Source organism: Flectobacillus longus (assembly GCF_030056705.1).
Taxonomy (GTDB): Bacteria; Bacteroidota; Bacteroidia; order Cytophagales; family Spirosomataceae; genus Flectobacillus; species Flectobacillus longus.
The window spans coordinates 134244-147505 of record NZ_JASHIC010000009.1 but is presented as its reverse complement, the minus strand read 5'-3'; the positions used below and the strand labels follow the sequence as shown (position 1 = coordinate 147505).

Sequence of the window (13262 nt, the reverse complement as noted above, 5' to 3'; positions counted from 1 at the left end):
ACAGCACCTGATAGGTTTTCAGTATTGTAGTTTAAACTTTAGTACCTTTTTATTTTGCTAAGATTAACAGTCCTAAACCAAGCATATAGCACAACAGCATGATATTAAGTATTGTGTTTGTACTTTGAGGTGCATCCTTAAACTCTTTCCAGATATAGATACCCCAAATCGCTGCTACAATGGTTGCACCTTGTCCTAAACCATACGAAATAGCAGGGCCAGCTGTACCGGATGCAATAATATTGAATGACATTCCGATGCACCAAATACTCCCGCCAACTATACCCATAAGATGGCTTTGACTTGTTCCTTTGAAGTAATCGGAATAATTTACAGGTGCTCCTACAAAAGGTTTTTTCATTAAAAATGTATTGAAAATAAAATTGCTTAAAAATATACCTACAGCAAAAAAAACAACGGCTGTATAAGGGCTCAATTTGCCATCTATAGGATTCGTAAAGTCGGGAAACATAGAGTTGGCAACATATTTATAAAATAGTCCCATCAACAAACCACTGATTACCGAAAGAGCAAGCCCTTTGCTCGACACAGAAGCTGTGTTCCCTGCAAGCATTTTGCGATAAGCATTGGCATTGAGCAAAATAGCAATTACAATAAGAGCTACTCCAGCAAAAATAAAAGTTGAATTGCCAATAGGAGCATCTATATAATTAACAATCACACCCACCACCAAAGCCAAACCAATTCCTACAGGAAAGGCAACTGACATACCTGCAATGGAAATGGCAGCCCCCAATAAAATATTTGCTAAGTTGAAGACAATCCCCCCAATAACCGCTGAGTAAATATTGATGGAATCTGCTTGGTTTATATCTACTAAAAAACTTCTTCCCCCTTCGCCTATACTTCCCAAGGTAAAAGCAAATAACAACGACGTAATGAGTATTCCGATGACATAATCCCAATAAAAAAGCTCAAAACGCCAATTGGACGAAGCTAACTTTTGGGTATTGGCCCATGAGCCCCAACATAACATAGTTACGATACAAAAAACCACCGCAGTGGTATAGTTTTCGATGATAAACATAATTTGATTAGGTTGTGGTTATTACTTTTTTGCGGTTGGTTTTCTCTGTCCAAATCGATAGATAGTCTGATTGGAATCATTGTTTGGACTATCACTATAAATCAAAACTTCGTTGATACGGCATTCATGCTCTTCCGATGGATTAAGCATTTTTAGTTTGACAGTATGCTTTCCTTTTGGTAGCAAATATTTCCAAAACAATTCGTGACGGCGTTCTTTAAAACTTGTTGGCAATGCCACAGTTTCTATTTTATTACCATCTAAGTATAATTCTACCTGAAAATTAAAAGTACTTTCCGACATCCATTTGGCGGTTTCTCCTTTTACAACGAATCCTGTTCCCTCAAACTCAAAGGTATATTCATCTTTCAAATTTTTGTAAACAAACTGTTTATCAATCGGATAAGTCCCATCAAAACTTTTCTCCATTTTGACAGGAACAGGAGTCTGTACTGCAATAATTACTTTATCTTCCAAAACTTTTCCTCCGTTACGCTCGATATTTAGCAGAGCATGTTTAGTGCCTATTTCATACACATCTGCCAAAGAAATTGTCGTATATTTAAAATCAATATCTTCTGCTTCTTTTAAACCCATTTTCCAATAAGCTGGAATTTTGTCATAGCCCAATACAGTTCCTAATATTCCTCCCGCTGATGAAGGATTACAATCTGCATCCTGACCACATCGGGTCGTAATTTCCATAGTTTTGGTAAAATCCCCATTGCCATAAAGCAACCCTAAAACCACATACGCCGAGTTGATAGTTGCATCGATATTGAATGGTACAAACACCCCATCAGGACAGCCAATATCCTGTGTCCATTTGTCTTGGAGCAAATACCATGTTTTCTTCCAATCACTTGGATACATTTGATGCCATTTGATTACATCTGCGATACATTTATAATAATTACTTTCTTTGGGTATAGTCTTGAGGGCTTCCGAAACAATATATTTAATGTCTTTAGAAGTAAAAGCTAAAGTATAACAAGCACCCAAATATACGCCACCAAAATAGCCATCACCATAGTTCATGATGTGTCCTATTTTATCTGATATTTTTGAGGCAGTATTCGGCATTGCTGGCGACATAAGTCCCGCAAAATCACATTCTATCTGGTAATCAATACAGTCGGCATGAGGATTATTTACCCAATATCCAGAAGCAGGAGGCATTATGCCATGCAAAATATTATATCTTCCTGCCTGATTAGCATGCCAAAGCGCATAGCCCGCATTGGCATAAGCCTTGGCATGTGACTCAACTGGAGCATCAAGTCCTTCTTTTTCAAAAACATCCACAAAAGTCAAGTCCATATATAAATCATCGTACAGACCTGGATTGTTTAACATGACATTCTTTAAATACCCGTCATACCACTGTATAGGCTGATATTCATTAATGATGGTGCCGTTGTATTTAAACTCAACGGGTCCTCCAAAGGTTACCCCGATAGTTTGACCTGCCCAGCCGCCTTTTATTTTATCTTTGAGCTGTGTTTTGCTCATGATGAGGTTTTTTTGTTGTGCCAATAGGGTATTGGTCAAAAACAAAATCAATAGAAATGTTTTTTTCATAGTATTAAATAGTCGACTATAAGAGGATTTATGAAGGGTAAATTGAGTACTAAATTTATGTATGACCTAACGTTCTAAATTTTGAAAAAGATAGCTTTTCATAATTCGATTAACAAATTCATTGGAATCAATCGAAACACCCACTTCGGCATTGGGAACTTGATTTTCATTGACTCTTGTAAAACCTTTATCATCTACCGAAATATTATTTTTTTTAGTCTTGAAAAGTTCAGGGTACAGAATCATACCAATAGCAACTGGGTCAAAAAGTGTAGGCGTTTCGTTACCCCATAGCACATACAAACCCGACAAGGCATTGGTCAAAACTGACTGTCGCATCAATAATATATCTCGTTTGACTTTATCGAGTTTTACCATCGCAGTTACATCTAAGCCCGCATAAACAATATTAGCACCCGAATTGACAAACTTCTTGGAAGCTGGAATATCCACTTTAACATTCCATTCGGCATCGATACTTGGGTGAGTATTATAGCCAATATAAAATGACCCAAACATCGCATAGACCTTCTTTGCTAATTTCAGTGCTTGGGGATCTTTGTCTATTACATCTGCCATATTAGTCACTGGACCAACCGAAATGATGATAACTTCATTGGGGTATTTTCTAAGATTTTCAATGATAAAATCCGTTGCTGATTGTTGGATTGGTTTTGATTTATTAAAATCCTTCGCCCAATAAAATTGTTCAGCATACCAATTAGCACGAGCATCTGTGTTGGAAGTATTACGTCCCAGAGCTACAGGAATTTTATCTTGTCCAGTTTCATACAACATTTTGAGGGCAACTTTTGCACGGTCATTAGTACGCCCATAGCAAGTGGTAATACCCAAAATATCCAATTTATCTTGATTGGTTAGAAGCATAGCTAAAGCAAAGGCATCGTCAATGTCATCGCCCAAATCACAATCAAAAATGACTTTTTGGCGCGTTTGTCCAAACAACATCAACGTCATGAAGGTCAACACAATCGTAAGTTTTAGTTTCATAGAAAATAGATTTATTAATAAAATACATCAAGCTATTAGTTGAATAATAAAGCAAAAGTGAAACACTAGATTAATTATCAGTAAAATACTCTATTACAGCACCTTACAATTCATCTCTCAATGGCATAGAAGCCTGCGCACCCATACGAGTTACAGCAATAGAGGCAGCTCTACAAGCAAATTTTACAGCTTCGGGAAGGGATTTATTTTCGAAAATTGCTACAGATAAAGCTCCACTAAAGCAATCGCCTGCGGCTGTTGTATCAACAGCAGTGACTTGAGGAGATTCAATAATTCCTTCAAAATCTGACGATTTTAAATATGCTCCTTTTGAACCTAAAGTAATAATAGTGTTTTGAACACCCAATGTTGTAAATATCTGACCAGCTTTTTGGGCACTTTCAAAATCAGTGACTTTCACCCCCGTAAGAATTTCTGCTTCGGTTTCGTTGGGAGTAATGGTATGAATACAAGGAAAAATAGATGGTGAAAGTCGAGCCGCAGGAGCTGGATTCAATATCACTTTTAGTCCATACTCATAGGCCTTTTGAATAGCGTACTCAACGGTTTCGATAGGCGTTTCTAATTGAATTAGTAGAATATCATTTTTTTCAAAAATACTTGAAGCTCTTTCAATATCATTAATTGATAAATGGGCATTGGCACCTGGAGCAACAGTAATGCAGTTTTCGCCTTTGGCATCTACATTTATTAGCGCAATACCTGATGGGTTTTCTGTATCAACCAGCACAAAATCTGTAATGATACCTTCCGTCTTAAATTGTTGAAGAGCCTGCTGACCAAAAATATCATTCCCAATTTTACAGATAAATACTGTGTGACAACCTAATCGGGCTACTGCAACGGCTTGGTTGGCTCCCTTGCCACCAGCATTCATCAAAAATTCTCCTCCAATAACAGTTTCGCCAGGTGCTGAAAGCTTTTCTGCTTTAATGACCATATCGGTATTTGAGCTACCGATTACTATAATTTTCTTCATTAGGTTATCGTCAAATTTGAAACATTCAAAAATATCTAAAAATAATATCAAAATTCAAAGTAATGTGAAAAGAACGTTTGTTGAAGAGAAAAAACACACTAAAATCAGGATATAGCATTGTATTGCAAAATGAAGTATAAGATAGGAATGCTTTGTACAATTTTTGAACATTCGCCAAATAGCTGTTATCCACTCATCTCACCAGTCATCATTTTATTTGTTATTGCTGGTCAAAAATCCAACAACTTGCCTGCCTCAATCATTTATTAATCCCTCTTTAGAAATGAAAAAATACCTTTTTTACCTATTCATTCTTGTAAGTAATGTTTCAATCGCTCAAGTGCCTAAAAATTCTGAGCTATTTAAAAGCATTATGAAACAAGACAGTCTATTGTTTAATGTAGGCTTTAATACTTGTGATATTTCACAATTTGAGCGTTTGTTGAGTGAAAAGTTTGAGTTTTTCCATGACGTCGATAGCATTTCGTATAAACCACAGTTTTTACAAAATATCAAAAAAGGATTATGTAAAACTCCAGATACCTATCAATCTCGTCGAGCTTTGGTGGAAGAAAGTACAGAGGTTTACCCATTGTACAAAAACAAGGTTCTGTATGGCGCTATTCAACATGGCGTGCATAAGTTTTATGAAAAAATCGCTGGCAAAGCAGAACGATTTGCCAGTACCGCTAAGTTTACTCATGTATGGTTACTCGAAAATGGCGCATGGAAATTAGCTCGTGGACTTAGTTTTGACCATCAGCAACAAGATATTCCTTTCAAAACCGTATCGATGTTTGATGACATTCCTGCTATCGAAAGTTGGCTTAAAGAAAATAAAGTGCCAACGCTGGGAATAGGAGTGATAAACGGTGGAAAAATTCAGGATATTAAGGTGTATGGAGAGCTAAAAAAAGGAATTTCTGCACCATATAATACTATTTTCAATGTAGCTTCTTTGACCAAACCTGTCACTGCAATGGTTACGCTCAAACTAGTAAGTCAAGGAAAATGGAATTTGGACGAACCCATTTACAAATACTGGACAGACCCTGACGTTGCAAAAGACCCAAATAGCAAAATTTTGACCACAAGACATCTACTGAGTCATCAAAGTGGGTTCAAAAACTGGCGTTTTATTAATCCTGATAATAAACTTCATTTTGATTTTACCCCAGGTACCAAATATCACTATTCGGGTGAAGGATTTGAATATCTGAAAAAAGCTTTGGAACACAAATTTCATAAAAGTTTGGATCAACTAGCACAAGAACTCATTTTTACCCCTTTGCAAATGACCCAAACCCAGTTGGTTTGGACCAACAAAATAGATATTTCAAGATATGCTATCGGCTACAACAAAGAGGGAGAAGCATATCCTATAGAAAAATATACCACTGCCAGTGCAGCCGACAATCTACTCACAACAATTGAAGACTATAGCAAATTTATGGTGAGTATCATGAAAGGAGAGGGCTTAAGCAAGGCTGTTTTTGAGGATATGATTAAAAATCAAGTTGTTACCAAAAAGGGGAAACATTTTGGCTTAGGTTTAGAAATCTATGAATTAGAAAATGGAGAATATGCTATTTCACATGGAGGAGCCGATAAAGGTTGCCAAACCATCATGTTTATTTTGCCTAAAACCCAACAAGGTCTAGTCATTTTTACCAATGTAGATGACGGATACAAAGTTTATGAGAAAATCCTTTTTCACTATTTGGGAGAAAACGGTAAAAAAATCTTTGATATCGAAACCAAGTAATCTTTGTCATGTAGAGACTCTATTCAATGGGGTCTCTACAATTTTATAAGTTGCCCTTCATTTTTAGGATAAATACACCTAGAATCCCAATAAGAAAAACTCCCAAAACTACATTACAAACCTTTTGTACAAAGTTGACCAAACATTTCAAATAAGTAATTAAAAGCACCTATATCTACGGCAAAATTGTATAATACATTGAGAAAATGATACAAATAAGACCCTACACTGTAGGCTATCTTTGTGATTAAATCATTCTCATTTTTTCAATTACCTCAGCGTACTAATTGCCAATGAAAAATAGCACTGGTAAGATATTTTTGGTCTTTTGTTGTACTTTTATTGTACTTTGTTCAAATTGTTTTGGACAAATATCCGAAGTATGGGTATCTCCCACTGGTTCGGACAGTAACACTGGTACCAAAGAACAACCACTTGCTAGCCCTTCTATGGCAGTAAGAAAGGTACGTGAGCTGAGAAGATTACAACAAACAGACCCTTCAAAATCTGTACATATTTATCTTAGCTCTGGCAGATATTTTTTAGAAGAACCTATCCATATTAGACCCGAAGATTCAGGTATATCAAATAACCCTACCATTCTAGAAGCAGCCCCTCATGCACAAGTTTCTATTAGCGGTGGCAAAGCCATTGTTAACTGGAAATTATTAAAAGAAAACCTTCCGTTTTTACCACAAAAAGCTAAAGGCAAAATTTGGGTTGCCGATTTGCCCGAAGGTATTTCATTGGGAATTCGTCAGCTGTGGGTCAACGGAAAAAAGGCGACTCGTGCCAAAAATACTGCTGGCATTGAGATGCAACGTATTCTTTCTTGGAACAAAAAAGAACAAACTTGTTGGATTCCTGCTCCCAAAGAAGCGCATTTGGAACAAGCCAAAGGACTTGAGTTTTTTATTCATCAGTGGTGGGAAGTTGCACAATTGCGGGTAAAAAAGATAGAAGTGCAAGGAGATAGCGCCAAACTTACTTTCTTCCAACCCGAAAGTCGTATTCAATCTGAACACCCTTGGCCAGCACCTTGGATTTCAAAAGAGACGGGGAATTCTGCTTTCTATCTGTGTAATGCTTTACAGTTTTTGGACGAAGCAGGTGAATATTATTGTGATCCTTTTGCGCAGAAAGTCTACTATTTCCCTTTCTCAAACGAGAACATGCTTCAAACAGAAGCAATTACTTCTCATTTAGAAAACTTAGTTCGCATAGAAGGAACCCCCGAAAAACCTGTACAACATTTTCATATTCAAAACATTAACTTTGAGCATACCGCTTATTGGCGACCTGCTACGAATGGGCATGTGGCACACCAAACGGGTATGCCTATGACGGACGCCTACAAACTGAAAATTGCAGGTACTCCAGAAAAGCAAACGCTCGAAAATCAGGCTTGGATTATTCGTCCGACGGCAGCGGTTAGTATCAACCATAGTCAAAATATTCATATTAAAGACTGTCTATTTACTCATACAGCCTCTACTGGCTTGGATTTGTACAAAGGTGTCCATCAAAGTTCGGTGACTGGAAATGTTTTCAAAGACATTGGAGGAAACGGTATTTTGGTTGGTAATTTTTCTGATGAAGCAACCGAAATACATTTACCTTACAACCCTACAGACCTTCGTGAAGTCAGTCACCATATCCAAATTTCAAATAACCTTATTTCCGATGCTACCAACGAAGATTGGGGAAGTGTGGGCATAGGCGTGGGCTTTGCATATGATATTCAAATTACGCACAATGACATTTCAAATATACATTATTCTGGTATCAGCGTTGGTTGGGGCTGGACACGTCATATAACTGTTTTGAAAAACAATCTTGTAAAGGCTAATAAAATTCGTCTTTACGGCAAAAATATGTATGATGTCGCAGGTATCTATACGCTCTCGGCACAACCCAATACCCAAATCATTGAAAATGTCATTGATAGCATTTATCGTGCGCCGTATGCGCACATTCCTAGTCACTGGTTTTACCTCTATACCGACGAAGGATCCTCGTTTATGACTATTCGTGATAACTGGACTACTTCTACCAAATACCTACAAAATGCGAATGGACCTGCTAATACGTGGGACAACAACGGTCCTAGCGTAGCAGATAGTATTTATCAAAAAGCTGGTTTAGCGCCACAATACCAATCTCTTTTACGTTTCGCCAATCCGTATGACGCTCGTTACGCCATCAATATTGAAAAACCAGTAATAGTCGAGTTGGTGACAGCCCAAGGAAAAACGCTTGACAAAGAAAAACTAAAAGTCATTTTAGGTAAAAGCAAAATCAGTACTTCATCGGTCTATCAGTGGCAAAATCACACAGTTATTTTCGATAAGGTACAGGATGTGTATTTACTGCAAGATCGCCTTAAAAATGCTTTTCCTGATGTAAAAATTAAAACTTATCATGATTTATTCTATGAATTTAATCGTGAAAAATGTGGCGAAAAGAAAAAGGAAGGCGCTTGGAAACATATTTTGTTAACTGCCAATTTGGTTGCTGATTCCAACAAACAAAAAGCGTATTTAGACGCTCACGCTACTCAATTTGAAAAATGGCCAGAAGTATCAAAAGGCTTTTGCAATGCAGATTTTCAACAACTCTTATTGTTTAGAAATGGGCGACAGCTCATGCTTGTGATTAGCATCCCAGCAGAGGCGGATTTCGAAAAACTGAATCCACGCACCACACTCAACAATCCACGAGTAAACGACTGGAATAATGCCATGAAAGATTATCAAGAAGGTTTGGAGGATGCTCCGAAGGGTGATACCTGGGAGTTTTTCAAATCATTCGAATTTTAAGATATACTGTTAACGAATAAAGTTATAAAAATAGAAAGTCAAGGTCATGTTAAGAATCGGCATTTTAGGACTAGGAGAAGGACGAAGCACCATGTCTGCTGCATTAGCCAGCTCAAAATTAGAATTAGTAAAAATCTGTGATTTGCGTTTAGAGCTATGTCAGCAGCGCGCCAAAGAATTTGATTTTCATGCTTATACTACCAATTTTCAAGAACTACTCGACGACGAAAGTATCGATATTATCGCCATTTATACCCCTGACAAATGGCATGCAACGCATGTAAAGCAAGCACTCTTACACGGCAAACATGTGGTATGTACAAAACCATTTATCGACAATTTGGCTGATGCCAAAGAGCTCATCGGGTTGTCTGAGAAAACAGGGAAAAAGGTATTTGTTGGTCAAAGTTCTCGTTTTTTCGAACCTATGAAAAAACAAAGAGCGGATTACGAAAATGGGCTGATTGGCGATCTTATTACGATCGAAGGCTATTATCATGCCGACCACCGTTGGTTTTTAGAAAAAGGCTGGTCATTGGAATCTGCATTCAAATGGTTATATGGCGGATTGAGTCACCCTGTAGACTTTATTCGTTGGTATCTGCCTAATATCGAAGAGGTAATGGGTTACGGTATGTTGAGCGCTAATGGCTTGAAGGGTGGACTCAAAAACCCTGATACTATGCACTTTATCTTCAAAGCGACCGATGGTCGTATTGCTCGTGTAAGTGGCTGTTATACAGGTCCTGTGCAACCAGTAGTGCGCGATAGCGAAATGAGTTGTATCCTGCGAGGAACAGAGGGTTGTAGTCAAGCTGATTACATGGATTTGAGATACGCTGTGACAACCAATACAGGCGAAGAAATAGTACAGACTTGGGAACATAAACTAAAACATTATTTCAGATTTGAAGGTAAAAGTCACCACGCTGGCGAATATCAAAATTATCTTGAATACTTTGTTGATTGCCTAGAAAGCGGACAAACTGCTTATCCAGATGTAAGAGAAGGAATTGGAACTGTGGCTTTATTACAAGCAATGGATCGTTCTTTGTCGACTGGTCAGCCTGTAAAAGTTGCTGATCTTTTAGCAGAATTTGACATGTAAATCTTAGTATAGAATCATGAATATAAGTTTTTAATTATCAGAAATTTACATTCATGATTCGCAATTCTGCATTATTACCTCCGTTTGACAAAATAGTAAAACCATGAAACACTATTGCTTACTACTGGCTTTGTTGGGATTGCTTTTTTCTAGTTTTAGAAAAGATGAAAAAGCTATTTCTGTAGAAAAAGCTCGTTGTGAATTTTTACAAAATCCTGAAGGCATCGACGTAGTACAACCACGTTTGAGCTGGCAAGTCAGCAGTAAACTAAGAGCTGTAAATCAAACGGCTTATCAAATTTTGGTGGCTTCTAGCAAGGAATTATTGGCACAAAACCAAGGTGATTTATGGGATTCTGGAAAAATCAATTCAGACGAGACCATTCAGGTACGCTATACAGGAAAAGCGCTTAAAAGTCGTAGCAAGTGTTTTTGGAAGGTAAAAATTTGGACAAATAAAGGTGAGTCAGATTGGTCAGAAACAGCTTCTTTTAGTATTGGTTTGCTCAATTATGTAGATTGGAAAGGACGCTGGATTGGTTTAGATCGTTCATTCCCATGGGATAACGAAGGTCAGTTTTCACGCTTATCTGCTCGCTATTTTAGAAAAGATTTTACCGTAAAGAAAAAACTCAAAAGTGCCACGGCCTATATCATCGGTTTGGGTCTGTATGAGTTATATCTCAATGGTCAAAAAGTTGGTAATCAGGTATTAGCACCTGTTCCTACTGATTATAACAAAGGCGTCAAATACAATACCTTCGACGTAACAACTCTATTGCAGCAAGGAGCCAATGCTGTAGGGTCAATTCTGGGGAATGGTCGTTACTACACGATGCGACAAGATTATAAACCTTACAAAATCAAGACTTTTGGTTATCCTAAAATGCTTTTCAATCTCGAATTGGTTTACGAAGATGGAAGCCACGAGACCATTGTCAGCGATGACACTTGGAAGGTGACAGCCGATGGATCTATTCGTTGCAACAATGAATATGACGGAGAAGAATACGATGCGACCAAAGAATTAGGAAATTGGAGTCAATCGGGTTATGCAGACACATCTTGGCTGAAGGCTCAATTGGTACAAGAACCAGGTGGAGATTATGAAGCGCAAATGACTGCAAACATGAAGGTTATGCAGACCATCAAACCCGTTTCGCTTAAAAAGCTCAATGCTCAAACCTATATTTTAGATATGGGTCAAAATATGGCTGGCTGGTTACGACTAAGTGTTCAGGGGAAAAAAGGTCAAAAAGTTACCCTTCGTTTTGCCGAAAGTCTACAACCAGACGGAAGTTTATATGTGCGAAACCTTCGTGATGCCAAAGTAACCGACATCTACACGCTCAAAGGAGAAGGCATAGAAACATGGGAGCCTCGTTTTGTCTATCATGGTTTTAGATATGTAGAAATCACAGGTTTCACTACCGAACCAAAGCTTGAGCAATTTGAAGGAAGAGTAGTATATGATGAGATGAGTGATGCGGGCAAATTCCAGAGCTCAAATACTACACTCAATCAGATATTTACCAACGCTTATTGGGGAATTCGTAGCAATTACAAGGGTATGCCTGTAGATTGCCCACAACGAAATGAGCGTCAACCATGGTTAGGAGACCGCACTACAGGAGCTTACGGAGAAAGTTATTTATTTGATAATCAAACACTTTACACAAAATGGTTAGACGATATTGAGCAAAGCCAAAAAGCAGATGGAAGCATCCCAGACGTAGCCCCAAGTTTTTGGAGATACTATGGCGACAATGTTACTTGGCCTAGTACCTATATCACGATTGCAGATATGCTTTACCAGCAGTTCGGGGACGCAGAACCCATCAAAAAGCATTATCCTTCTATGAAAAAATGGGTCATGTACATGGCCGAAAAATACACCGAAAACGGATTAATTACCAAAGATAAATACGGAGATTGGTGCGTACCACCTGAGTCAAAAGAGTTGATTCATGCGAAGGATGAGAGCCGATTGACTGATGGTAAATTGCTAGCTACAGCAACTTACATTCGGGTGCTGCAGTTAATGCAAAAATTTGCTCAAATCACCGACAATACCAAAGATTTGGAAGGTTTTTCAAAAAAAGAAAGTGACTATAAAAATGCTTTTAACCAAGCTTTTCTAAAATCTTCAAATTATGGAAATGGCACCGTAACCGCCAATTTATTGCCCTTGGTCTATGGCATTATCCCAACGGAAGAACGCAATAAAGTGGCTGAGCAATTGACACAAACGATTATTCAGAAAAATAAAAGTCACATCAGCACGGGCGTAATTGGTACCCAGTGGCTCATGAGAGGCTTGAGTAGCATTGGTCAAGGGGATTTAGCTTATACGATTGCGACACAAAAAGATTATCCGAGTTGGGGTTATATGGTCGAAAATGGCGCCACTACAATTTGGGAATTATGGAATGGCAATACCGCCAACCCCGAAATGAACTCGGCCAACCATGTGATGTTGCTAGGCGATTTGTTGATTTGGTATTACCAACATTTGGCAGGAATTAACTCCAGAGAAACCGCATACAAATACATTGAATTAAAATCAGATTTTCCAAAAGGATTGAATCAAGTACAAGCTAGTTATCAGTCTATTCGAGGAACTATTGAATCCCATTGGAAAAAAGAAGGCAACACTACTACTTGGCAAGTGAGCGTACCAGCCAATAGCAAAGCTATTATTTACCTACCAACTTCTGATTATCAAAACATTACAGAAGGAGGCAAAAATATTTCTCAGTATAAAGAAATCAAAATTATGGGATTGAGCAGAGAATATTCGATACTAGAAATTGGTTCGGGTTCTTACTCATTCGCATTTTAAATATAGGAATAGGGTACAAGAGCAAAGACTCAATTTTTCACTTTGCGCAAAATTAAGTTGAATAAATTAATGAGATAAAATATTAGTA

8 protein-coding genes are annotated in these 13262 nt (G+C 37.8%); 4 read left to right on the top strand and 4 right to left on the bottom strand.

Annotated elements, in window-relative coordinates:
* Positions 1-49: 49 nt before the first annotated feature.
* The 4 genes from QM491_RS07780 to rbsK all read right to left on the bottom strand — a co-directional run bounded on the left by QM491_RS07780 (position 50) and on the right by rbsK (position 4640).
* Entirely contained in the window at positions 50-1048 is a 999-nt protein-coding gene (locus tag QM491_RS07780) for a GRP family sugar transporter (protein ID WP_283326912.1), read from the bottom strand.
* A 21-nt stretch (positions 1049-1069) separates the two neighbouring features.
* Positions 1070-2629, bottom strand: coding sequence for an ADP-ribosylglycohydrolase family protein (locus QM491_RS07775; protein ID WP_283326910.1), 1560 nt, complete (start codon positions 2627-2629; stop codon positions 1070-1072).
* 66 nt (positions 2630-2695) lie between these two features.
* Positions 2696-3640 carry a nucleoside hydrolase gene (locus QM491_RS07770; RefSeq protein ID WP_283326908.1) on the bottom strand — a complete coding sequence of 315 codons (945 nt, stop codon included), beginning with the start codon at positions 3638-3640 and terminating at the stop codon, positions 2696-2698.
* A 103-nt stretch (positions 3641-3743) separates the two neighbouring features.
* Positions 3744-4640, bottom strand: a complete 897-nt coding sequence (gene rbsK, locus QM491_RS07765; RefSeq protein ID WP_283326906.1) for a ribokinase — start codon at positions 4638-4640, stop codon at positions 3744-3746.
* 373 nt (positions 4641-5013) lie between these two features.
* Here rbsK and QM491_RS07760 point away from each other — a divergent pair, with 373 nt between their 5' ends.
* The 4 genes from QM491_RS07760 (at position 5014) to QM491_RS07745 (ending at position 13174) form a co-directional block, all read left to right on the top strand.
* Entirely contained in the window at positions 5014-6405 is a 1392-nt protein-coding gene (locus tag QM491_RS07760; RefSeq protein WP_283326905.1) for a serine hydrolase domain-containing protein, read from the top strand.
* 293 nt (positions 6406-6698) lie between these two features.
* Positions 6699-9224: an L-rhamnose mutarotase gene (locus tag QM491_RS07755; RefSeq protein WP_283326903.1), complete on the top strand. Its 2526-nt coding sequence runs from the start codon at positions 6699-6701 to the stop codon at positions 9222-9224.
* Positions 9225-9270: 46 nt separating this feature from the next.
* On the top strand, positions 9271-10332 hold the full coding sequence (locus QM491_RS07750) for a Gfo/Idh/MocA family protein (RefSeq protein ID WP_283326901.1): 1062 nt from the start codon (positions 9271-9273) through the stop codon (positions 10330-10332).
* Between the two features lie 103 nt (positions 10333-10435).
* On the top strand, positions 10436-13174 hold the full coding sequence (locus tag QM491_RS07745; RefSeq protein WP_283326899.1) for an alpha-L-rhamnosidase: 2739 nt from the start codon (positions 10436-10438) through the stop codon (positions 13172-13174).
* Positions 13175-13262 lie beyond the last annotated feature (88 nt).